Genomic DNA, 22699 nt, shown 5'->3' with positions numbered 1-22699 from the left:
GCCCTATCTGACGTCTACCCCATCGCAAAAAGAGAAGGAAAGAGACAGATGAAAAAAGTATTAGCAGGTCTTCTTCTGGCCGCAGCAACAGTAACGGTTTCCGCCCATGCTGAAGATAAAATCAAAGTGGGTTTTGCCAACCGCACGCTTAACGGCGCCTTTTTCAACGGGCTGACCGAATATATGAAGATCCATGCCAAAGAGCGCGGCTACGATCTGATTACCACCGATGCGCGCGGGGATCTGACCAAGCAGATTTCGGACGTTGAAGATATGATCTCCCAGGGGATTAATTATCTGGTGCTGAATCCGCAGGATCCCGAAGCAGGCTTGCGCATTACCCAAAGCGCCAAACGCGCGGGCATTCCCACCATTATTCTCGATAGCGATATTTCCCTGGATGCGCCGGTGATTACCCGCGTGCAGGCCAACAACGCCAGAAACAATATCGCCATCGGCGAATATGCCGTGGAGCAATTCGGCAACAAGCCGATGAACTGCGTGCTGATCAGCGGCAACCAGGGGAATCTGGTGGGCGAAGCCCGGCGCTCCAACTTTATCCGCGGGGTGATGGAAGCCCAGTTGCGCAAATATAACCAGACCAACCTGACCGTCGTCAGCCAGGGCTGGGGCAACTGGGATCAGCAGGGCGGCCTGAAAGCCATGGAGGATATCGTCGTCGCCCACGGCAGCAAGATTAACTGCGTCTACAGCGAAATGGATGATATGGCGCTGGGGGCGATACTGTCGTTAAAAGGCGCCAATAAATTGCAGGAGGTAAAAGTCTACGCCCACGACGGTTATAAAAGAGGGCTGGAAGCCGTGGAGCGCGGCGACCTGCAGGCGACGGCCGCCAATAACCCCAATGTTCTGACGGCCACCGTGCTGGATATCATCGCTAAATACCAGGCGGGCAATAAGGATTTCCCGGATTACGTCTATACCCCCACCGTACTGATCACCAAAGATAACGTGAAGAAAGTCTACGATCCTGAATCGCTTTTCTAAGTCGTTTCCCCCCTGGTAACCAGGGGGGCTGAAAATGAGGTATTTTCATGGACCAGTATGCGGTGGTTATCGAGCAGGTTAAAAAAAGTTTTGGCGGCGTCCATGCGCTGAAAAACATTGATTTGAAAGTGAAGAGGGGCAGTATCCACGCTATTGTGGGAGAAAATGGCGCCGGTAAATCCACCCTGATGAAGATTCTGTCCGGCATCTATATCAAGGACGGCGGAACCATCTACATCAATGACAAAGAGGTCCACTTCACGTCGCCGAAGCAGAGCCGGGAAAATCATATCGGCATTATCTATCAGGAGCTGGCGCTGGCCCCGGACCTCACCGTGGCGGAGAATATTTTCTTGGGCGATCTCGGCTTCGGCGGCCGGCTGGTCAACTGGAAAAAAATGAACCAGAAGGCCGCCCGGGTACTATCCAACCTGGGCTTTCATATTCCCCCCACGGCGCGGCTCGGCTCCCTGAGCGTCGCCTATCAGCAAATGGTGGAAATCGCCAAGTCGCTGGCCAGGGACGTAAAAATTTTGATTCTGGACGAACCCTCTGCGGTTCTGTCGCGCCGTGAGATCGATATCCTGTTCGGCCAGTTGAAGCTGTTGCAAGGCCAGGGGGTGACCATTCTGTATATCTCCCACCGTCTGGAGGAAATATTCGCCATCGCCGACGCGATTACGGTGATCAAGGACGGCGAAACGGTGACCGACCTAGACCCGGCGACCTGCACCGAAGATGACATTATCTCCAGCATGGTGGGGCGTAAATTTGAAAACCTTTATCCGCCGAAAAACGTTCCCCAGCAAGAAACCGTGCTTGAGGTCTACGGCATGTCCACCAAGTCGCTGCTGAAAGATATCAATCTCAGCGCCAGAAAAGGCGAAATCGTCGGCCTGGCGGGGCTGGTGGGCTCCGGGCGCACGGAAATTTCCCGCTGTCTGTTCGGCCTGGACCGTATGACCGCCGGGCGGATTGTGAAAAACGGCAGGGAGATCGCCGTGCGCCATCCCGCCGACGCCATGCGCCAGGGCATCGGTCTGGTGCCGGAGAGCCGCAAAGAGCAGGGCGCCATTCTATCCCGGCCCATCCGGGAGAATATAACGTTATCGAATTTAAAACGCGTTTGTTACCGCTTCGGCATTTTAAATTACCGCCGCGAGCGGGAGGTAAGCGAACAGTCGCGTCAGCGGCTGTCGATTAAATTGGATTCGGTGGAAGATCCTATTTCCAGCCTCAGCGGCGGAAATCAGCAAAAGGTGGTGATCGCCAAATGGCTGGCCACCGAATGCGATCTGCTGATCCTTGACGAACCTACCCGCGGCGTGGATGTCGGCGCCAAGGTGGAAATTTATAACGTGATTCATGAATTAGCCGAAAAGGGCTACGCCATTATTGTGATTTCTTCTGAAATGATCGAGGTCATTTCCCTGGCTCATCGGGTGTATGTGATGAGTGAAGGAACCATCACCGCCGAACTACAGGGCGACCGGATCACCGAAGAGAACATTATGCGCTTCGCCATACCTAAACGTGCTTTAGCGTAGCTGAGGAAAGATTATGGAAACGGTAAAAGACTCGACAAAAAATTCGGGTTTCGCATTGCGGAGCAAGACGTTGCATTTTTTTGCCAACAACTCGACGCTGTTGGTGTTTTTCGTCATGTTGATCGTAGCCAATTTTTTATCCGACCGTTTTTACACGCCGGAAAATATTACCAATGTCTTAAGGCAGAGCGTGCCGCTCGGGTTGGCGGCCATCGGCATGCTGTTCGTGATCCTGACCGGCGGCATCGACCTTTCCGTTGGGTCGATTATGGCGCTGGTCTCGGTGGCGGTGGCGCTGCTAATCCCGGAAATCGGGTTGATGCCGGCGATTATCGCCGGGGCCGGTATCGCCACGCTGGTGGGCGCTGCCGCCGGGAGTCTGGTGACCTTTTTCAATATCGCCCCGTTTATCGCCACGCTGGCCATGATGACCATCGCCCGCGGCGTGGCGTTGATCGCCGCCAAAGGGCAGCCGGTTTTTATTGACGATGTGGCCTATGTCAATTTCGGCACCGGCTACCTGTTGGGATTGCCGTTGCCGGTTTATGTATTTATCGCTTTTGCGCTGCTGGCGCATTTTGTGTATCGCTACACGGTGTTTGGCCGTCTGGTGGTGTCTATCGGCTCCAATGAAACCGCCACCCGCTTTGCCGGCGTCAGGGTGGATTGGTATAAATTCGCCGTCTATGCCCTGAGCGGCCTGGCGTGCGGTCTGGCCGGCGTGCTGGCCTCCACCCGCACGGGCGTGGGGTCGCCGGTGATGTCCATCGGCTTCGAACTGGATGTGATCGCCGCGGTGGTGGTGGGCGGCGCCAGCCTGGCGGGAGGACGCGGCACGGTGGTTAATACCATTATCGGCGTGCTGATCCTGAGTATTATCTCCAACCTGATGAATTTAATGAATATTTCCGGCTATAACCAGCAGGTGGTAAAAGGGGTGATCATTATCGTCGCCGTGATGCTGGAAAGCGTTAAGTCCAGGGCGCGGGCATAAACAGAGCGGAGGCTATCCGGTGCGGTGCGTGAAGGTAGAGCACGCGCCGGTATCTCCGGCCATATCACTACTGACGATGCAGTTGCCGCCATTTGTATGGGTTTAGCCCGGTCAGGTTTTTAAGCGCCGTGGTGAAGTGGCTTTGACTTGAGAAACTACAGGTTTCAGCACGCACGCCGCATGCTTAGAGTGGCATCATCAATCTGGCAGTATGCTGCGCGCCTGATCGAGAAAGTGCCGACCCGCTGCCGTCAGTTCCACCAGACAGTCGTTACGCTAAATCAGCGTTCCTCCCAGATAGTCTTACTTTTTCCAGCGCCATTTCCTGTACCTGAAGGTCCGTCAGCCAGCTCATTATTCATCATCCTTTAGGAAATAATGCGGCTATTCCATAACCTCATTGACAGATTACTGTCTGGACAGTAATTTTGGCAATAGCGCCGAAGTAAAGCGCCAAATAAAAAATAAACTTTTAAAATCAATATAATAAGGTTAGCGCATGGGGCGAGACAAGAATGAACAGGACTTACCTCTCACATTGATTCATTTGCTCCATTTGGCGAGCCTCTATAAAGACAAGGTGCTGAATGAGCAGGGCAAAGATTTTAATGTCACGGCCGCTCAACTCAAGGTTCTGGCATCCCTTTACAAAGGTGTGTGCGATACGCCGATAGGGCTGGCGGAAACGCTCGACATGGATACGGGCGGCGTAGCCAGAATGCTCGCGAGGCTGGTCGCTAAAGGATTGGTTGCACGTAAGGTTGATTCCAGCGACCGACGCAGAGCGAAATTATGGTTGACGCCTGAAGGAATAACGGTTTGTCAGCAAATAATTGATAACAAACAGACGCCAGGTATTAACGAGCGGCTAACGCAACAACTGACGCCAAACGAAGTCAGCCAATTGAAATCGTTGCTTACCAGGTTGCTTCCTGCTGACTATCTGGCTTCCCGAATGAAAAATCGCAAGGGGAATAGTTAGGATGAAGAGCGAAGATGGCGAAGACGCCCAAGAGAGCGATATCGGCAAAGATATCGCGCAGAAAAAGAAAAGGAAAACAGGTTTATTGCTGCTGGTTGCCCTCATTATTCTTTCCGGCATCGCCTATTATTTTTATTATCAGTTGTATGCCAAATATTACGAAACGACGGATAACGCTTATGTGAATGGCAATCTTGTTATCCTGTCGCCGCAAGTGGCGGGTACGGTCTCTGAAATTTATGCCGACGACGGCGATTTCGTCAAAAAAGGCGAGACGATCGTCAGACTCGACGGCAGTGAAACCCTGATTCAACGCGAAAGCGCCGAAGCCAACCTTGCCAGTGTCGTGCGGCAGGTAAGGGGATTATACAGTACCAGCGATAATTACAAAGCTCAGGCGGAGGCTAAGGAAGTTGCCTATAAACAAGCGTTGAATGATTATAACCGACGGAAAAACCTGCTGAATTCCGGCGCCATATCGAGAGAGGATCTGGCCCACTATCAGGAAACGCTGGAAACCCGCCGCAAAGAATTGGATTCCGCTCGCGAAGCGCTTAAAACGAATCTTGCGATGACGGATGGCACCATCATGGCGCAGCATCCGGAAATAAAGAGCGCCATCGCCAATTTCAAACAAAAGTATCTGGATCATGCCCGCACTGTCCTTGTCGCGCCGGTCAGCGGCTATATCGCCAAACGAGGAGTACAACTGGGCAGCCGGGTCGACGCCGGCGGCAATCTGCTTTCCATTGTGCCGTTAAATGCCGTCTGGGTTGACGCCAATTTCAAGGAGAACCAGATGTCGCATATGAAAATCGGCCAGAAAGTGACTCTGACGTCGGATCTTTACGGCGACGATGTGAAATACCGCGGCACGATTGAGAGCCTTGGCATCGGCACCGGTTCCGCATTCGCATTATTACCGGCGCAAAACGCCAGCGGAAACTGGATAAAAATAGTGCAGCGCTTGCCTGTTAAAATAAAGCTCGAACCGCAATATCTGGATTCTCATCCTTTAAGAGTGGGATTATCCATGGAGGCCACGGTTGATCTGCATGAGGAAAGCGGATCTTTATTACCGACGGCCGTCAATGAAGCGCCGCGCTACACGACCGACGTTTATGATAACGCGCTGAAAGAAGCGGACCAAATAGTCGATGGCATTTTACATGCCAACGGGATTTCCCTGCCGAATAGTCAACAATGATTAAAGGCCGGCATAAGGATTAATTATGCCGGATAAGCGCTTTTGATTAAAAACGGCGACTTCCACAGCAAGAAATAAAATCGGGAAAGCTGAATCGCTTTATGCGTTTATACCCTGAGCCATTCGCTAGCGAGTTCATATTCATTATCGGACAGATAAGAGAGAAGGTTTGATATGGCCGATTCGACTTATACGCCCCCCAGTCTTTTTCTTGCCACCCTGGCCTTATCGCTGGCGACATTTATGCAGGTGCTTGATTCCACGATCGCGAATGTCGCCTTGCCGACCATCGCCGGGAATCTGGGCGTCAGCTCTGAACAGGGAACATGGGTCATCACGTCCTTTGCCGTATGTAATGCTATCGCGCTTCCGATCACCGGCTGGCTTACCCGGATATTCGGCGAGCTCCGGCTTTTTATTATATCCGTGGCCTTGTTTACCTTAACGTCTTTTCTTTGTGGTTTCGCGCATTCCATGACGGAATTAGTGATTTTCCGGGCATTACAGGGATTCTTTGCCGGACCGTTATTTCCCATGTGTCAGACATTGCTGCTGGTCATTTTTCCGCGGGCCAAGCGCAGTATGGCATTATCCATTCTCGCCATGGTAACGGTCGTTGCGCCGATAGTCGGCCCTATTACCGGGGGATGGTTGACCGACAGTTATTCATGGCCGTGGATATTTTACATTAATGTCCCTATCGGTATATTCGCCACTATTGTTGTCTGGCGCCAGCTAAAAGGACGCGTCGAAAAAACGAGTAAGGTGCCTGTTGATTATATCGGCATTGCGTTTCTGGTGATTGGCGTCGGCTGCTTGCAAATCGTTCTGGATAAGGGGAACGATGCGGACTGGTTCGAGTCACCGTTTATCGTGACCTTTTCAATTATTTCCGCCATCGCCATCGTCGCCTTTTTGATCTGGGAATGGACGGACAATAATCCGATCGTTAATTTAAGGTTATTCGCCGACCGTAATTTTACCTTTGGAACCGTCTCTCTGGTGCTGAGTTTTTCTGGGTTCTTCGCGATAAATTTACTTTTACCGCAATGGCTTCAAACCCAGATGGGGTATACCGCCATTTGGGCCGGTCTCGCCGCCGCGCCGATGGGAATACTCCCCCTCGTTCTTTCTCCGCTTATTGGAAAGTATGCCAACAAGGTCGATCTGCGTTGGTTGTCTACGATCTCATTTTTAGTGATTGGCGCGTCATGTTTTATGCGCGCCAGGTTCAATACGGATGTGGATTATAGCCATATTGCGCAGGTGCAACTCTTTATGGGAATAGGCGTTGCGTTCCTGTTTATGCCGCTTACCACTATTCTACTGTCCAATTTAAAGGGCGCAGATATTGCCGAAGGATCCGGGCTGGCAACCTTTTTGCGAGTGCTGGGCGGCAGTTTCGCCTCATCGCTGACGACGTGGATCTGGAAACGGAATGAATCAATGCATCATGCCAATTTGTCGGAACATGTCACGCCCTATTCGCCAAACGCCATTGATTATTTTAATAAACTCGGCGGAGCGAGCCAGGAAAGCCTTGCCCGCATCGATTCCATCGTGGAAAAACAGGCCTATATGTTGTCTACCATCGACTATTTCACCTTTTTGGGCGCGGCCTTTTTTCTGTTGGTCATCATTATCTGGCTGGCAAAGCCGCCGTTTATGTCTGAAGATCCGCACGCCTCAGTCCGGCAGGGCTAAATCGCCGGTTAAGACATTGGGAAGGGCGGCCAGCACGGAAGAGGGGACCAGCAGCTTCACCTCGCGGGTTCCGCCGCCCATGATGAGCACGGGTTGACGTAACACCTGATTATCAATCAGCAGCGGCCAGTCGGCGGGCAGGCCGAAAACCGTAATCCCGCCGGGAACCATGCCGGTCAGCTCGGTGGATCTCTCCGTGCGGGCAAAGGAAATACGTTGCGCCGCCAGCAATTGTTTTATCGCGCCGTTGATGTCCAGACGTTGTGCGCCCGTGGAGACCGCGGCGGCGTAGGCCTCCAGGCCGTTCTTTTTAAATTTCAGTATCAGCGTGTTGGCGCAGGATGCCGGCGGATACCCGTAGCGCTCGCAGAAAACGCGCGTATCGGAGGCCTCGCTGTCGACGATAAAAGCCTGAAGCGATAAAGGCGTGATCTGTTGCAGCACATGGGCGGGGATCCTATCTTGCAACCGTTGGGGATCGATGATTGCTTCCTGATGAGCCGGCGTGAATGGACTTATCGCCGGGCGGTTGTTTTGCGTCATTAATTGCACCTTTCTGCGTCGGTTAATCGTGTTCTGCTTGTCGCGCGCGGTCCGGCGGGGACGAGGCGGTCATGTTTTTGCCATATAAAAATTGCGAAATGTGTTTTTCCAGCGTCGGCGTTTCGGTCAGAAACCCGTCATGTCCGTAGAGCGAGTCAATTTCAGCAAACTGCGCACCCTTTATATGTTGCGCCAGGTATCGTTGTTCTCGGATGGGGAAGAGAATGTCCGACCCGATCCCGATAATCAGGGTTTTTGCCGCGATGTTTCTCAGCACGCGCTGCGGATTACTTCGCTTTCTGCCGATATTGTGGGTGTCCAGGGCATAAAGCAGGCACCAGTAACAATAGGCGTCGAATCGCCGGATAAATTTTTCGCCCTGATGACGTTGGTAGCTCGCGGCCGGAAAACTATCCAGCTTATGCCGATCGTGGCTTCGCTGGGTATGAAGGTAGGTGTCGAAACAGCGATAGGATAACAGGGCGATACTTCTGGCGGCCTGCAAGCCGGCCATCCCGCCGTTAGGATCGATGCCGTCAAAGGTTTTATCGGCCAGCAGGGCCAGCCGCTGGCTTTCATTGAAGGCGATCGCCCAGGGCGAGCTGACGGCATTGGCGGATAACAGCGCCATTTGCCGTATCCGCCGGGGCTCGCTGATGGCCCATTCCAGCGCCTGCTGCCCGCCCATGGAGCCGCCGATAAGTAAAAAAATGCAGTCTATGCCCAGATAATCGGCGAGCAGACTGTGGGCGAAGACCATATCCCGGATGGTTATGGGCGGAAAATCATGCAGATAAGGTCTGCTGGTCGACGGGTTAAGACTTTGCGGGCTGGTTGAACCATAGGGCGAGCCGGGAACATTGGCGCAGATGATGAACCAGCGTTCGGGATCAAAGCATTTGCCGGGGCCGACCAGTCCGGGCCACCAGGCGGTCACATCCGAACTTCCCGTCAGCGCATGACAAACCCATATCACATTGGAGCGGTCCGCATTCAGCGTCCCGCTGGTGTGAAAAACGATATCAATCCCCTGAAGAAACGAACCGTTCTCCAGCGGAAAGGGGGAAGCCGAATGAAAGTGATGGCGCGTCATCATAGGCTTGTCAGATTATTTACTGGCGTTGAACGCCTGTTCGATATCCGACTTCAGATCGTCAATATGCTCAATCCCGACCGAAAACCGCAGTCCGGCGGGCGTCACCCCGGCGGCGATTTGCTGCTCATCGCTCAACTGCTGATGCGTGGTGGCCGAGGGCTGGATAATCAAGGTCTTCGCGTCGCCGACATTCGCCAGATGGGTAATCAGCCGCAGGCCGTCGATAAAACGACTGGCGCGCGCCTTACCGCCTTTGACTTCCACGGACAGTATGCTGCCGAATCCATTTTTCAGGTATTTATGGGCAATATCGTATGCCGGGCTGGCGGGCAACCCCGGATAGTTCACGCTTTCCACTTCCGGATGTTGTTCCAGCCAGCGGGCCAGTTCCAACGCGTTACTCACATGGCGTTCGACGCGCAGCGAGAGCGTTTCCAGCCCTTGCAACAGCAGGAAGGCGTTAAAAGGCGACAGCGACGGGCCGAAATCACGCAGCCCTTCGACTCTGGCGCGGATAATAAACTGAATGTTGCCCAACTCGCTGCCGGGGCCGAAAGCCTCGTTATACACCAGACCGTGATAGGCTTCCGACGGCGTCGAGAATTGCGGGAATTTGCCGTTGCCCCACGGATAGTTGCCGCCATCCACGATCACGCCGCCGATGCTGTTGCCATGCCCGCCGATCCATTTGGTGGCGGACTCCACCACCACATGCGCGCCATGCTCAAGGGGACGAAACAGGTAGCCGCCGGCGGCAAAGGTATTGTCCACCACCAGCGGCAGGTTATATTTTTGCGTCAGCTCGGCGAACTGGTCGAAATCAGGGAAACTCAAGCGCGGATTGCCGATGGTTTCAAGATAGATCGCTTTAGTGTTTTCATCGATCAGGCTTTCAAAGCTTTTCGCATTGTCATCCGCGGCGATACGCGCTTCCACGCCCAGGCGCTTAAACGAGAGATTGAACTGCGTCCAGGTGCCGCCGTACAAAGAAGGGGAGGAGATGAAATTGTCGCCGGCCTGCAAGATATTGTTCAGCGCGATAAATTGCGCGGCCTGACCGGATGCCACCGCCAATGCGGCGACGCCGCCTTCCAGCGCGGCGATACGCTTTTCGAACACATCGGTGGTGGGATTTTGGATTCGGGTATAGATATTGCCGAATTCACGCAATGCAAACCGATCGGCGCCCTGCTGGGCATTCTCGAAAGCGTAAGAGGTGGTCTGATAAATAGGCACCGCCCGCGCGCCGGTCGTGGGATCCGGCTCCTGGCCGGCATGAAGTTGCAAGGTCTCGAATTTCAGGGATGCCATAAAATTTTCTCAATAGAAGTGAGAGAATGAGAGCATCAGGTAAACATAGCCGGGATTATTTGTTAACTGACTAAAAGGGATATTGATTGTTACTTTCGTTCTATGCTTTTTTAACGCGCGCACGTCATTATTATTCCTCTCTATTTCTATTTCCGCTCAGGCGTGCTAATAGCGATATTACGCAGGGCAAGATTACGAACATAAATTAACCATTCGGTTATCAATACTTTGATATTGCGTTCAAATACGATCTGATACCCGCTTTTAGGGCGCATTCCCGCCATCTCCCCGTCATCTCCGCCAATAACCCTGTCGTCTCCGCCAATAACCTCGTCATCCCCGCGGCAGTAGGCGGGGATCGCTTACTGAAACCGTAGACCGTCATTGACTGATTCCCGCCGGGAATGACAAAAAATCAACACTCGTGCGGTCGCCCTGCGATATTACGCCGGCTTGACCAAATCTTGATGGTTTCTTCATTATTCCTTGTTAAATTCAGTTTTTAATAAGCGCTAAAGACGTTGGCTATTATTATGCATGATTGGATGCGCCGAATAATATGATTCGAATATGAATTTAATAGCCAGTTTTTTTGATTGATTGGCTTTATCTCATTATCTACGCATCATATTTAATATCACAAGGTTTTTATCGTGTCTCAAATAGTGGCTCCTCTGCAAAAAAATAGCATCGCTAACGGTCGGCAATTAATGATGTCATTAATTAATGGCGAATTCATACCGGGAAAACCATGGAAAAAAAGTCTTTTCCGCCTGAAATTTCTATGCCGTTCGTTATTTTGTTGGCGTATCACCACCGGTCTTGCAGATACGTTGGCCTCCAATTTTCTGATGGAACAGATCCTCCAGGCGCAACCCAACTTGCCCTGTAAGTTACATCGTCCCTACCTGACGGCGAAAATGAGCAAACTTGAAGGCTTATTTGCGTTACGCGATCACTACGCCCTGATAGCGCAACGCATGCCTTTGAATTTGCTGGTGGCATGTTTAAATGAAGATCCTGTGGTGGTTGCAAAAGCGTTAGATAAACAGGGTAATGAGGTGATGCTGAAAATATCCTCCATCGATCACCTGAATAAAGAGGGGGAAGTCACTTTATCAGCCTGTGACGCCAACGGCGTCGTTTTAGCGAAAATTACCTTTACCCTGATGAATTATTGCCAACAGCCCACGATATTCATCGGCGGTTTGCAGGGCGCGGATAAACATGTTCCTCATGCTGAAATTCATCAGGCGACCAAAGCATGCTATGGACTCTTTCCCAAACGACTGGCGCTCGAGGGAATTTGTTCATTAGGACATTATCTTGGCATTAACCAAATTATCGCTGTGGATAATGCCGGCCATATTTATCAGAACTGGCGTTATCACCATAAGAAGAAAGACGAGCTTCACGCCGACTATGATCAATTCTGGTTATCTATCGGCGGTCGACAAATGACTTGCGGCTATTTTCAACTGCCGCTGCGCATTGCGCGTAAGCCGATTGAAAGCATCGCCAGCAAGAAGCGCGCTGAGTACCGTCGGCGTTATCAGTTGCTTGATGAACTGGATTGCGCGATGTCCGAATGTTTCTCCGGCGAGGAACGTCAATCTTCACACTCGCCTGACGACGCAGGGGATTGGCCGTAGGGCGACTGATTTGTCGCATCGCGCGGGCTGTTAATGTTGTTGTGTTATTTCCATTTTGTTAATTGTTATTTCAGTTATGTGATATAAAAAGACGTAATTTGTATAAACATTGATTGAAAAGCCATTGAACAGGGCTGATTCCGCCACCTACAATCGTCGCCTGATGAAATTGATTAGCAGGGAAATTATTAGGTGGAGATCTCACGTAGGTCATTTGTATTGAGCGCGGGGGCGGCCACGCTCTGCTCGGCGCTGGGCGGCTGGTCGACAAGCGTTTTCGCCCAGACGGCGACGCCGGTAAAAGGCGGCACCATCCGCGTGTTCCTCAACCAGCCCACCGTGCTGGTCAGCGCGGTCAGTTCGGCCGGGCAGACCGCGCTGATTTCACCCAAAATCTTCGACGGTCTGGTGGAATACGACCAGAATATGGCGCCGCATCCGCGTATGGCGACATCGGTCGCCATGTCGGAGGATGCCAAAACCCTGACCATCGTGCTGCGCGAGGGATTAAAGTGGCATGACGGACAGCCCATCACCTCGGCCGACGTGGCGTTTTCCGCGCTGGAGGTGTGGAAGAAATTCCATTCGCGCGGACGTTCCACCTATGCGGCCCTTGAACGCGTCGATACGCCGGACGCGCTTACCAGCGTATTCCATTTCTCCCGACCCTCGGCTTTCGTGATGAATGCGCTCTTCGCCGCCGAGGCGCAGGTGGTACCCAGCCATATCTATCAAGGCACCGATATTCTGAAGAATCCGGCCAATACGGCGCCGGTCGGCTCCGGCCCGTATCGTTTCGTCGAATGGAAACAGGGCGAATATATCCTGCTGGAAAAGAACCCCGACTATTGGGCCAAGGATGAACCCTATGCCGATCAGATCGTCGCGTTGCTGGTGCAGGACAGCTCGGCCCGCGCCGTCGCTTTTGAAGCGCAGGAAGTCGATGCCGCCGGCGGCATTCCGGTCTCGATGGCCGATGCGCGCCGGCTGGCGGCGCTGCCCTATATCGAGATACCGGAAACCGGTTATGAAGCCTTCGGCAACAATAATTTCGTCGAGGTAAATCTGCGCCGCCCCTATCTTCAGGACGTGCGGGTGCGTCGGGCGCTGCTCCATGCGCTCGATCGGGATTTCATGCTGAAGAACGTCTATTTCGGCTTCGGCACGGCGGCGACCGGGCCGGTGCCGGCGACGATGAAAACCTTCTACACCGCGGACGTGCCGACCTACGGTTTCGATCCGCAGCAGGCCAAAGCGCTGCTGGACGAGGCCGGATTCAAGCCCGACTCGCGGGGCAAACGCCTCAGTCTGACCATCGATCCCCTGCCGAGCGGCGATCTTTATTCTGCGGCGGCGGCCTATATGAAGCAGGCTTTCGCCGTGATCGGGGTGGAGCTGAACATCCGTTCGGGCGATATCGCCACCTATTACCGCCGCATTTATAGCGATTACGACTTCGACCTGACGTTTGCCGGCGCTTCGGCGCTGACGGACCCGACTATCGGCGTGCAGCGCTTTTTCTGGTCGAAAAACATCATCCCCGGCGTGCCGTTCTCGAATGGTTCCGGCTATGCCAATGCGGAAATGGACGCCATCCTGGAAGCGGCGGCGGCGGAGCCGAATCCGCAGAAGCGAGTGGCGCTGTTCCATCGCTTTCAGGCGCTGGCGGCGACCGATTTGCCGATCCTGCCGATTGCCGACGTTCCTTATTTCGCGGTCAAGAACAAGCGGCTGAAGAATACCGAGAACAGTCCGTTCGGCTTCGGCGGCAGCTTCTCGACCGCCTATATCGATGGTTGAGCAGGCGGGTATTCAACCGATGCAGGTGCGCTATGCCTGAATATCTCATTTTCCTCGTGCGGCGGGTATGCCAGGCGATACTGATCGTGGTCGGCATCGTGGTGGTCAATTTCGTGGTGCTGAATCTGGCGCCCGGCGATATGGCCGACGTGATGGCCGGGCTCGACGGCGGCGGCGACGCCGGGTTCGCCGATCAACTGCGCAGGCAATATGGTCTCGACCAGCCGCTGTTGATGCAGTTCGTCAGCTATGTGCGAAATCTGCTGACGTTCGATCTCGGTTACTCCTTCACCCGGCATATGCCGGTGCTGGATGCCGTCATGGAACGCCTGCCGGCGACCCTGCTGCTGATGGGCGTGGCGATCGGCATCGCCTTCGTGGTCGGCGCGCTGTTGGGCATGATCGCCGGCAGCCATGCCGGAAAACCGCTTGATACGGTGATCTCGCTGCTGGCGCTGCTGGGCTATGCGACGCCGCTGTTCTGGCTCGGATTGTTGCTGATCCTGCTGTTTACCATCCATCTGGGCTGGCTGCCTTCCGGCGGCATGAAAACCATCGGGATGCGCGGCGATATTTATGCGCAATGGCTGGATGTGGCGAAGCATCTGGTTTTGCCGGCGCTAACGCTGGCGGTGTTCTACCTGGCGATTTTCGCCCGGCTGATGCGTTCCTCGGTGATTGAAGCGATGGGGCAGGACTATGTGCGCACCGCGCGCTCAAAGGGCATGAGCGAAATCGGCGTCTTTCTCAATCATGTCGGCGCGAATGCCATATTGCCGGTGCTGACCATGCTCGGTCTCCAGATCGGCGGCATGCTGGGGGGATCGGTGGTGGTCGAAACGATTTTCAGTTGGCCGGGGCTTGGGCGTCTGACCTATGATGCGATTTTTTCCCGCGACCTGACGCTGTTGCTCGGCATTCTGTTCCTCTCGTCGGTCTGCGTGGTCATGACCAATCTTCTCGTCGATCTGCTGTATAACTGGATCGACCCGCGTATAGGGCTGAAATAATGACGACGGCAAGCGAAATCGCCCCAACCGGATGGCGCTCGCGTCTGTCGCGCTGGCGTTTCGTCACGCTATCGGGCGCGGCGATCCTGCTGCTGATCACGCTGGCGGCGCTGAGCGCCGGGCTGATCTGGCCCGCAGGGCCATGGGTGCAGGTGGCGGAGCCGCTGATTCCGCCTTTCGTGCGCGCGGACTTGCCGCTCGGCACCGACGGACTTGGCCGCAACGTGGCGGCGATGCTGGTGTATGGCGCGCGCGTATCGCTGCTGATCGGCACCGCGTCGACGGCGGCGGCAACGCTGCTGGGCATTTTGATCGGCGCCGTGGCCGGTTACGTGCGCGGCGTGGTCGATGACCTGTTAATGCGCTTTACCGAGATTTTTCAGACCATCCCGAGCTTCATGTTTGTCATCGTGCTGATGGTGATTTTCACCCCCACCGTCTACACCATCACCCTGGCCATCGCCATCGTGTCATGGCCTCCGGCGGCACGGCTGGTGCGCGGCGAATTCATGACCCTCTCTAAGCGCGAATTCGTGCAATCCTGCCGCCTGATCGGTATGCATCCGGCGCGCATCATCTTTACGGAAATTCTGCCTAACTGCCTCTCTTCCGTGGTGGTGATCGCCTCGGTCATGGTGGCTTCCGCCGTGCTGATCGAGGCCGGTTTGTCGTTTCTCGGCCTGGGCGATCCGAATATTGTCTCCTGGGGCGGCATGGTGGCGCAGGGCAAGCCGATGATCCGTTCCGCGGCCTATCTCTCCATTGTCCCCGGCCTCGCGATTTTTGTGCTGGTGCTGTGCATCAACATTGTGGGCGAGGGACTGAACGACAGATTAAATCCCAGGCTGCGCCGCCGTTGAACGGCGCGCCGACCTGTTACATGAAAGGACTTTGCATGATGAACACCGCCTTACAAGATCTGGAGCAGCGCCTGGCATGGGAGCGCGAAACCCTCTCTTATCCGGATCGGGTTTGGCCGCGCGCGCGTACGGATGAAAGCGGCGAGCCGGTTCTCGATGTTTTGCTGATCGGCGCGGGTCTGGCCGGGATCGCCATCGCCATCCGGCTGCTGCGGATGGGCGTCGCCAATTTCCGCCTTTATGATGAAAACTCCGCCGGACAGGAAGGCCCCTGGGTGACCTATGCGCGCATGGTGTCGCTGCGTACCGATAAACGCCTGCATGGCCCTGACGGCGGATTTCCTTCGGCCACCTTCCGCGCCTGGTATGAAGCGCAGTTCGGCGCCGAAGAGTACGCGCGGCTCACTCTGATCCCGAAGGAACAGTGGATGGATTATCTCGTCTGGCTGCGCAACGTTTTTGCTCTGCCGATCGTCAACGACACCAGAATACTCAGCCTGACGCCGCACCCGCACGGCTTCCGGGTTGAGCTTGACGGCCCGCAGGGGCGGCGCGGCGTCGTGGCGCGCAAGGTGGTCGCGGCGACCGGTCTGGCGGGCGCGGGCGGCGGACGCGTGCCTTTCGATATGTCGGGCATTGACCCCGCGCTTTGGAAGCACAGCCGCGATGTGTTCGACTTTGCGCCGCTGCGCGGCAAGCGCGTGGCGGTGATCGGCGGCTCCGCTTCCGCGCTCGACAATGCGGCGGCGGCGCTGGACGCGGGCGCCGCGCAGGTCGACCAGTTTATCCGCCGCCGGCAGCATCCCGAACGCAACGTGCTGCGCTATCTGGAGTTCGCCGGTATGTTCCGCAGTTTTATCCTGATGCCGGACGACCTGCGGCTGGAGATCGCCCGCGCCTCAATGGAAAATGCGGTGCCGCCGCCGCTCTGGTCGATCGAACGCTGTCAGGCCTATGAAAACTTCGCGTTGCATATGGGACAGGGGTGGCGCGCCCTGTGGCAGGAAGGCGACGAAATCGTGATCGCCCTGACGGATGGGCGGGAACGGCGGGTGGACTTTATTATTTTCGGCACCGGATTCGAGGTTGATCTGAGCAAGGTCGATTACCTTCAGGAACTCGCCGCCGATATTCTGCGCTGGCGCGATGCGGCGAAATTGGGCGATGACGCCATCGACCAGAGCATCGGCCGTCATCCCTATATCGGTCCTTATTTCGAATGTCGAGGCCGTTCGCCGGCGTCAGACAAGATCTTGTCGAATCTGATCATCGCCAATCCGGCGGCGGTGGTCAGCGCCGGGCCGAGCGCCGTCGGGATAAACGGCTGCCCGTTCTCCAGCGCCCGCATTGTCGAGGGCATCGTCCAATCGCTCTATCTGGAGGATGCTGCCTGGTTCGTTGAGGGGCTGGCGGATTTCGAGCATTCGGAGTTTACCGGTCTCTCTAATCAGGGGGAGATCGCTGCAAAATGAGCCGTCTCGACGCGTTATCCGATCCGACTTCCGCGCCGCTGCTGAAGATTTCCGATCTCACCATTACGTTGCCCGCCAGCGGCGATCGGGTATTGGCGTTGCACAATGTCTCCCTTAGCGTGGCGCGCAACGAGATTGTCTGCGTGGTCGGCGAAAGCGGTTCAGGAAAATCCATCACCGCAAGCGCCATCGTGGGGCTGTTGCCGCCCGGCGTCCGTGTCGAGTCCGGGCGCATCGAGCTGGAAGGCGTCGATCTGCTGGGCCTGCGCCGCAATGAAATGCGCAAGATCCGCGGTCCGCGCATCGGCATGATCTTTCAGGAACCGATGACCGCGCTCAATCCGCTCAAACGCATCGGGGCGCAGATCGGCGAAATGTTCCGCCTGCATCGCCGGATGTCGCGCGCCGCCAGACGCGAGGCGGTCATCAGTCTGTTGCAGGACGTCCATATCGCCGAGCCGGAGCAGGCCTATATGGCTTATCCGCACCAGCTTTCCGGTGGGCAGCGACAGCGCGCGATGATCGCGATGGCGATGGCGCTCGAACCGGATCTGCTGATTGCCGACGAACCCACCACGGCGCTGGATGTGACCACTCAGGCGCAGATCCTCAGGTTGATTCGCGAATTGCAGCAGCGCACCGGCACCGGGGTGCTGTTTATCACCCATGATTTCGGCGTGGTGTCCGATATCGCCGACCGGGTGGTGGTGCTGAAACAGGGGCATATTGTCGAGCAGGGGAGCGCGGATCGCGTGCTGGGCGCGCCGGAACATCCCTATACCCGTGCGCTGATGGACGCGGTGCCGGATATGGCGCCGCCGCCTCGCCGCGCCGTCGTCAAGGCGCAACCGCTGATTGAGGTGCGGGATCTCAGGAAGACCTTCGGCAGCGCGGGGCTGTTCGGCCGCGGGCGGGTGGTGCAGGCGCTGCGGGGCATCAGCTTTTCGCTGGCCGCCGGACGTTCGCTGGGCATCGTCGGCGAAAGCGGGTCCGGCAAATCGACGCTGGCGCGCACGCTGGTGCGTTTGCTCGACCCCGATAGCGGTCAGGTGCGGCTGGGCGAACTCGATTATACCGCCTTGTCGCACGCCGAGCTGCGGCGGCATGCCGGCGAGATTCAAATGGTTTTTCAGGATCCTTACGCCTCGCTCAATCCGCGTCGCACCGTCGGCGATCTTATCGCGCAACCGCTGACCGTGCGCGGTACGCCGCGCGCCGAGGCGCTGGCGAGGGTGGCCGATCTGCTGCAACGGGTCGGCCTTGACGCGAAGGCGACCGACCGTTTCCCGCACGAGTTTTCCGGCGGACAGCGCCAGCGCATCGGCATTGCGCGCGCGTTGGCGCTGCATCCGAAAATTCTGGTGGCGGATGAGGCGGTGTCGGCGCTCGACGTGTCGATACAGGCGCAGGTTTTGCAATTGCTGATCAGCTTGCGCGACGAGCTGGGACTGGCGATGGTGTTCATTACCCACGATCTGCGGGTGACGGCGCAGGTTTGCGATGAGATCGCGGTCATGCAGAACGGCGAGATTGTCGAGTATGGGCCGACCGCTGAGATATTCGCTAATCCGCAACACGCCTATACCCGGCTGCTGCTGTCGTCCGCGCCGGGAGGCGGACGGCTTTATCGGGCGGCGGCCGGTTCTCTCTTTCCCCCCTTAACCGAGGAACAGTGATATGAGTGGAAAACAGCAGGGCCGGGTGGCTATCGTCACCGGCGGCAACCGGGGGATCGGCGAAGCGATTGCGCGCCGGCTGTCTGCGGAAGGGGCGATCGTGGCGATCACCCATCATCGCGACGAAAGCGCGCAACAGGCGGCAGCGCTGGCGCAGGAACTGGGCGCGGCCGAGGGGCGGGCGCTGGCGTTACAGCTTGACGCTTTCGATCCCCATGCGGTGGTCGCCGTTATCGACCAGGTGGCGGCAACCTTCGGCCGCCTCGATATCCTGATCAGCAATGCCGCGCTCGGTAATAATGCGCTGGCGGCGGACGTGACGCTGGATGAACTGGAGCAAGCCATCGCCGTCAATATTCGCGCCCCCTTTGTCGGCGCGCAGGCGGCCGCGCGTCACATGAAAGAGGGCGGCCGCATCATTTCCATCGGCACAACCAATGCGGTGCGCGTGCCGCGTCAAAGCCGCGCCGCCTACGCCACCACCAAATCCGCGCTGGTGGGGATGACCAAGGCGATGGCCCATGATTATGCCGAACAGGGCATCACGGTAAACCTGATCAATCCCGGCCCGACCAAGACCGGCATGATCGGCGCCTATGATTCGCCGCGCGTCCAGCAGATGCTGACCTTCTGCGCAATCAAGAAACTGGCTATGCCGGAAGACATCGCCGGGCTGGTCGAGTTCGTCGCCCGTGAAGAAGCATGGTTCATTACCGGCGCGGTGATGGCGGTCGACGGCGGTTATACGGCCTGAAGCCGGCGAGCGGATAGCCGCACGCCATTTAAAAAAACGGCATCATCAATCCTTGAGGCGGGGTTCTAAGCTTTTCTACTATGCGTATTTCCCTCTTGTCGCTCATTTGTTAATGATGTGTTTCTTTCGGGTTTCATCATATTGGGAGACAGCATGGAGATATACTGGTATCTCACGGCGCCGGACGGCCCGCGACCTTGGACCGCCTCGGGCAGTCGTCAGGTCGACTACGCCTACTTTCAGCAGATCGCCCGCGCCGTCGATCATCTGGGCTTTACCGGCGCGCTGCTCGCCACCGGCGCTCACGACCCCTGGATCCTGGGCGCATCGCTGATCCCCTACACGGAACGGATGAAGTTTCTTATCGCCATTCAGCCAGGCTTAATTTCACCGACGCTACTGGCCAAGATGGCCGTCACGTTCAACCAGTTTTCCAAAGGGCGGGTGCTGCTCAATGTGGTGAGCGGGGATAAAAATACGCTCGGCGCTTATGGACTGCACCTTGACCACGACGAACGCTACGCGCTGAGCGACGAATTTTTGCAGGTGCTGCGTCCGCTGCTGGCCGAGGAAACCGTCACCTTCGAGGGGCGGCATCTGCATATCGATAACGCCCGGCTGGCCTTGAACAACGGCGGCTATACGCCGCCGCAGCTGTGGTTCGGCGGATCGTCGGAAGCGGCGCAGGAAGTCGCGGCGAAGCACATCGATACCTATCTGTCATGGGGCGAAACGCCGCCGCAGGCGGCGGAGAAAATCGCCCAGGTTAAGGCGCGCGCTGAAAAACACGGGCGGCGCTTGCGGTTCGGCATTCGCCTTTACGTCATCGTGCGCGAAACCGATGAACTGGCGTGGCAGGCCGTCGACGCGCTCTACGCCAGCATGGACGACGAGGCTATCGAGGCGCGGCAACAGCTCGCCAGCGGCTCCGACTCTATCGGCCAGTCGCGGATGAGCGCATTGCACAATAACCGAAAACCCGCCGACCCGCGCGAGCTGGAGATTTATAGCGGCCTGTGGGCCGGCATCGGTCTGGTGCGGCCGGGGCCGGGTACCGCCATCGTCGGTAGCCCGGCAACCGTCGAACGTACGCTGCGCGCCTATCAGGAGGCGGGCGTCGAGGTGTTTATTCTTTCGGGGTTTCCCCTGCTGGAAGAAGCCTATCGTTTCAGCGAACTGGTGTTGCCGCGTCTGGCGCTTGCGCCGGCAGCGGATAACGCCGATAACATTTTTACCTGGGGCAACCTGTGGGATCGTCCGGTCGGGGGTAAGGCAGAATGAAAATACGTCTTGGCAGCCATCCTAATAACTTGTCGCTGTTTATCCTGCGTCACCGCGCCGCGATCGAACCGCTGGCGGCGGCGCGCGGCTGGCAGGTGGAGTGGCTGGATTATCAGGAGGGCGCGCGCAGCGGCGAGTGGCTGGCGGCAAACCGCGTCGATGTGGTCGGCACGGGGTCGACTCCGCCCATCACCGCGCAGACGACGGGGCTGGCGGTGGCCTATCTCGCCGGTTCGCCGCCGCGCGACGCCAGTTGCGCGCTACTGGCGCGCGCCGGGCAGGATCTGACCTCGCTGCGCGGCAAGCGGTTGGCGGCGATGGTAGGGTCTTTTACCGATCATTTCCTTGCCCGTCTGCTGCATAAGCAGGGTTTACAGCGCGATGACGTTCAGTTGCTGGATATTCAGGGCCAGCCCGCGCTGGACGCGCTGCTCGGCGGTGAAATCGACGGCTGGCTGGCGATTGATCCCTGGCTTACCCGCGCCCGCGCCGCGCCGGATATCGTGACGCTGGCGTCGGTGGGGGACGAGATCGTCAATCGCTCGCTGTTCTGGACGCGTCAGGCGTGGCTGGAACTTCATCCCGACGTCGCCGCCTGGGTGGTGCAAATACTGGAGGAAAACGATCGCTGGATTGTGCAGAATATTGACCTCGCCGCGGATTTGCTGGCTCGGCGCCTTAATCCCGCCATTCATGCGACGGAGTGGCGACAGAGTCTGGCGGCGCGTCCGTGGGGGATTACGCCTGCCGACGACGCGCTAATCGCCGAACAGCAGCGGCAGGCGGACGACCTTTTTGCGGTGGGTTTCATTCCCGCCGCCTTAACGCTTTCACATCGGAGAACAGCATGATATCCCGGATGACTCGCATCGCGCTTGGCGCGTTGCTGCTTTGCGCCGGCGCGGCCCACGCCGCCGAAACCATCACGTTACGCATCGGTTTTCTGCACGGCCCCACCGATCTGGCGCTGGCGAAGGAAAAAGGCACGTTGGAAAAAGCGCTGGCGGCCCATCAGGTCAAGGTGGTGTGGGCGGGGCCGTTCTCCGCCGCCGCGCCCGCTTATGAAGCGCTGAACGCCGGCTCGATCGACCTTACCACCGGCAGCTCCACGGCGTTCGTCACCGCCATCGCCGCCGGTTCGCCGCTGCGTTTCTTCGCGTATCAGGCGATGCCCGCCGACGGCGAAGGCATCGTGGTGCGCAATGCCAGCGATATCCGTTCGCTTCACGACCTGCGCGGTAAAAAAGTGGCGGTGAACAAAGGCGGCACCGGCGAATATCTGCTATCCCGCGCGTTAAGCAGCGCCGGCATTGCGGAAAACGAGGTGCAAAAATCCTATCTCAGCCCGTCGGACACGGGCAGCGCCTTTGTCGGCGGCCACGTTGACGCCTGGGCGGTCTGGGATCCCTTCCTGTCGCTGGCGCAGCAGAGCTACGACGCGCGGCTGTTGAGCAACGGCAAGGAAGTCGGTTCGGAAAACGCCGCCGGCTATTTCGTCAGCGAGACCTTCTATCGCGCCCATCCGCAGGTGCTGACGTGGATTTATGAGGTGTTGCAGCAGGAGAACGCCTGGGCCAAAGCGCATCCGCTGGAGGCGGGCAAAATCTGGGCGGCGCAAATGGGGCAGTTGGGCGAGGGGCTGGCGGAACAGCTCGGCCGCGTCAACACCGTGCCGGTCACGCCGGTGGATGACGACGCCATCGCCCATATCGAGCACATCGCCGACTGGTATCTGCAACAGGGACTGATCGCCAAACGCCCGGATATTCGTCAACACGTCGTCACCCTCGCGCCCTGAGGAG

19 protein-coding genes are annotated in these 22699 nt (G+C 56.9%); 16 read left to right on the top strand and 3 right to left on the bottom strand.

Features of this window, described 5'->3' with window-relative positions; all coding sequences use genetic code 11:
• Positions 1 to 48 precede the first annotated feature (48 nt).
• From ABRZ26_RS04530 to ABRZ26_RS04505, 6 genes are all read left to right on the top strand, one after another.
• Positions 49 to 1008 (top strand): substrate-binding domain-containing protein, encoded by a 960-nt coding sequence (locus ABRZ26_RS04530; protein ID WP_319603072.1) that lies wholly within the window; start codon positions 49 to 51, stop codon positions 1006 to 1008.
• Between the two features lie 47 nt (positions 1009 to 1055).
• Positions 1056 to 2555 (top strand): sugar ABC transporter ATP-binding protein, encoded by a 1500-nt coding sequence (locus ABRZ26_RS04525; protein ID WP_319603071.1) that lies wholly within the window; start codon positions 1056 to 1058, stop codon positions 2553 to 2555.
• Between the two features lie 13 nt (positions 2556 to 2568).
• Positions 2569 to 3549: an ABC transporter permease gene (locus tag ABRZ26_RS04520; RefSeq protein ID WP_413556101.1), complete on the top strand. Its 981-nt coding sequence runs from the start codon at positions 2569 to 2571 to the stop codon at positions 3547 to 3549.
• Positions 3550 to 4048: 499 nt separating this feature from the next.
• Positions 4049 to 4531 carry a MarR family transcriptional regulator gene (locus ABRZ26_RS04515; RefSeq protein ID WP_319603070.1) on the top strand — a complete coding sequence of 161 codons (483 nt, stop codon included), beginning with the start codon at positions 4049 to 4051 and terminating at the stop codon, positions 4529 to 4531.
• A 1-nt stretch (position 4532) separates the two neighbouring features.
• Positions 4533 to 5738 (top strand): HlyD family secretion protein, encoded by a 1206-nt coding sequence (locus tag ABRZ26_RS04510; RefSeq protein WP_319603069.1) that lies wholly within the window; start codon positions 4533 to 4535, stop codon positions 5736 to 5738.
• Positions 5739 to 5912: 174 nt separating this feature from the next.
• A complete protein-coding gene (locus tag ABRZ26_RS04505) occupies positions 5913 to 7442 on the top strand; it encodes a DHA2 family efflux MFS transporter permease subunit (RefSeq protein ID WP_319603068.1) in 1530 nt (509 codons plus the stop codon).
• Here the strand turns inward: ABRZ26_RS04505 and ABRZ26_RS04500 are convergent.
• The 3 genes from ABRZ26_RS04500 to ABRZ26_RS04490 are packed head-to-tail and all read right to left on the bottom strand — an operon-like array spanning position 7425 to position 10383.
• The gene (locus ABRZ26_RS04500; protein WP_319603067.1) at positions 7425 to 7985 is read right to left on the bottom strand and encodes a YbaK/EbsC family protein; all 561 of its coding nucleotides are present in this window, start codon (positions 7983 to 7985) and stop codon (positions 7425 to 7427) included. The two genes, ABRZ26_RS04505 and ABRZ26_RS04500, sit on opposite strands and share 18 nt — an antisense overlap.
• A gap of 22 nt (positions 7986 to 8007) precedes the next feature.
• Positions 8008 to 9081, bottom strand: coding sequence for a homoserine O-acetyltransferase family protein (locus ABRZ26_RS04495; protein WP_319603066.1), 1074 nt, complete (start codon positions 9079 to 9081; stop codon positions 8008 to 8010).
• 12 nt (positions 9082 to 9093) lie between these two features.
• Entirely contained in the window at positions 9094 to 10383 is a 1290-nt protein-coding gene (locus ABRZ26_RS04490) for an O-acetylhomoserine aminocarboxypropyltransferase/cysteine synthase family protein (RefSeq protein ID WP_319603376.1), read from the bottom strand.
• Positions 10384 to 11045: 662 nt separating this feature from the next.
• Between ABRZ26_RS04490 and ABRZ26_RS04485 the strand changes: the two genes are divergently transcribed.
• The 10 genes from ABRZ26_RS04485 to ABRZ26_RS04440 all read left to right on the top strand — a co-directional run bounded on the left by ABRZ26_RS04485 (position 11046) and on the right by ABRZ26_RS04440 (position 22695).
• Entirely contained in the window at positions 11046 to 12044 is a 999-nt protein-coding gene (locus tag ABRZ26_RS04485) for a VirK/YbjX family protein (RefSeq protein WP_413556103.1), read from the top strand.
• A 192-nt stretch (positions 12045 to 12236) separates the two neighbouring features.
• The gene (locus tag ABRZ26_RS04480) at positions 12237 to 13844 is read left to right on the top strand and encodes an ABC transporter substrate-binding protein (protein ID WP_319603065.1); all 1608 of its coding nucleotides are present in this window, start codon (positions 12237 to 12239) and stop codon (positions 13842 to 13844) included.
• A gap of 32 nt (positions 13845 to 13876) precedes the next feature.
• Positions 13877 to 14854 (top strand): ABC transporter permease, encoded by a 978-nt coding sequence (locus ABRZ26_RS04475; protein ID WP_319603064.1) that lies wholly within the window; start codon positions 13877 to 13879, stop codon positions 14852 to 14854.
• Positions 14854 to 15714 carry an ABC transporter permease gene (locus ABRZ26_RS04470; RefSeq protein WP_319603063.1) on the top strand — a complete coding sequence of 287 codons (861 nt, stop codon included), beginning with the start codon at positions 14854 to 14856 and terminating at the stop codon, positions 15712 to 15714. Before ABRZ26_RS04475 ends, ABRZ26_RS04470 begins: the two co-directional genes overlap by 1 nt.
• Positions 15715 to 15749: 35 nt before the next feature.
• The gene (locus ABRZ26_RS04465; protein ID WP_319603062.1) at positions 15750 to 17186 is read left to right on the top strand and encodes an NAD(P)-binding domain-containing protein; all 1437 of its coding nucleotides are present in this window, start codon (positions 15750 to 15752) and stop codon (positions 17184 to 17186) included.
• Positions 17183 to 18862, top strand: coding sequence for an ABC transporter ATP-binding protein (locus ABRZ26_RS04460; RefSeq protein ID WP_319603061.1), 1680 nt, complete (start codon positions 17183 to 17185; stop codon positions 18860 to 18862). The genes ABRZ26_RS04465 and ABRZ26_RS04460 overlap by 4 nt, the downstream gene beginning before the upstream one ends.
• A 1-nt stretch (position 18863) precedes the next feature.
• Positions 18864 to 19616 (top strand): SDR family NAD(P)-dependent oxidoreductase, encoded by a 753-nt coding sequence (locus ABRZ26_RS04455; RefSeq protein WP_319603060.1) that lies wholly within the window; start codon positions 18864 to 18866, stop codon positions 19614 to 19616.
• Positions 19617 to 19769: 153 nt separating this feature from the next.
• On the top strand, positions 19770 to 20897 hold the full coding sequence (locus tag ABRZ26_RS04450; RefSeq protein WP_319603059.1) for an LLM class flavin-dependent oxidoreductase: 1128 nt from the start codon (positions 19770 to 19772) through the stop codon (positions 20895 to 20897).
• Positions 20894 to 21748, top strand: a complete 855-nt coding sequence (locus ABRZ26_RS04445; protein WP_319603058.1) for an ABC transporter substrate-binding protein — start codon at positions 20894 to 20896, stop codon at positions 21746 to 21748. The genes ABRZ26_RS04450 and ABRZ26_RS04445 overlap by 4 nt, the downstream gene beginning before the upstream one ends.
• Before the next feature lie 8 nt (positions 21749 to 21756).
• Positions 21757 to 22695 (top strand): aliphatic sulfonate ABC transporter substrate-binding protein, encoded by a 939-nt coding sequence (locus tag ABRZ26_RS04440; RefSeq protein ID WP_319603057.1) that lies wholly within the window; start codon positions 21757 to 21759, stop codon positions 22693 to 22695.
• Positions 22696 to 22699 lie beyond the last annotated feature (4 nt).

The organism is Brenneria sp. L4-2C, from assembly GCF_040240335.1.
Lineage (GTDB): Bacteria > Pseudomonadota > Gammaproteobacteria > Enterobacterales > Enterobacteriaceae > Brenneria.
Note: the sequence above shows the minus strand (reverse complement) of the source record. Positions and strands in the feature narration are given on the sequence as shown.

Coding starts and splice junctions, on each gene's coding strand:
- ABRZ26_RS04475 (WP_319603064.1), top strand. CDS start 13,877: ATGCCTGAATATCTCATTTTCCTCGTGCGGCGGGTATGCCAGGCGATA.
- ABRZ26_RS04500 (WP_319603067.1), bottom strand. CDS start 7,985: ATGACGCAAAACAACCGCCCGGCGATAAGTCCATTCACGCCGGCTCAT.
- ABRZ26_RS04470 (WP_319603063.1), top strand. CDS start 14,854: ATGACGACGGCAAGCGAAATCGCCCCAACCGGATGGCGCTCGCGTCTG.
- ABRZ26_RS04505 (WP_319603068.1), top strand. CDS start 5,913: ATGGCCGATTCGACTTATACGCCCCCCAGTCTTTTTCTTGCCACCCTG.
- ABRZ26_RS04460 (WP_319603061.1), top strand. CDS start 17,183: ATGAGCCGTCTCGACGCGTTATCCGATCCGACTTCCGCGCCGCTGCTG.
- ABRZ26_RS04515 (WP_319603070.1), top strand. CDS start 4,049: ATGGGGCGAGACAAGAATGAACAGGACTTACCTCTCACATTGATTCAT.
- ABRZ26_RS04445 (WP_319603058.1), top strand. CDS start 20,894: ATGAAAATACGTCTTGGCAGCCATCCTAATAACTTGTCGCTGTTTATC.
- ABRZ26_RS04520 (WP_413556101.1), top strand. CDS start 2,569: ATGGAAACGGTAAAAGACTCGACAAAAAATTCGGGTTTCGCATTGCGG.
- ABRZ26_RS04455 (WP_319603060.1), top strand. CDS start 18,864: ATGAGTGGAAAACAGCAGGGCCGGGTGGCTATCGTCACCGGCGGCAAC.
- ABRZ26_RS04510 (WP_319603069.1), top strand. CDS start 4,533: ATGAAGAGCGAAGATGGCGAAGACGCCCAAGAGAGCGATATCGGCAAA.
- ABRZ26_RS04465 (WP_319603062.1), top strand. CDS start 15,750: ATGATGAACACCGCCTTACAAGATCTGGAGCAGCGCCTGGCATGGGAG.
- ABRZ26_RS04530 (WP_319603072.1), top strand. CDS start 49: ATGAAAAAAGTATTAGCAGGTCTTCTTCTGGCCGCAGCAACAGTAACG.
- ABRZ26_RS04495 (WP_319603066.1), bottom strand. CDS start 9,081: ATGATGACGCGCCATCACTTTCATTCGGCTTCCCCCTTTCCGCTGGAG.
- ABRZ26_RS04440 (WP_319603057.1), top strand. CDS start 21,757: ATGACTCGCATCGCGCTTGGCGCGTTGCTGCTTTGCGCCGGCGCGGCC.
- ABRZ26_RS04525 (WP_319603071.1), top strand. CDS start 1,056: ATGGACCAGTATGCGGTGGTTATCGAGCAGGTTAAAAAAAGTTTTGGC.
- ABRZ26_RS04450 (WP_319603059.1), top strand. CDS start 19,770: ATGGAGATATACTGGTATCTCACGGCGCCGGACGGCCCGCGACCTTGG.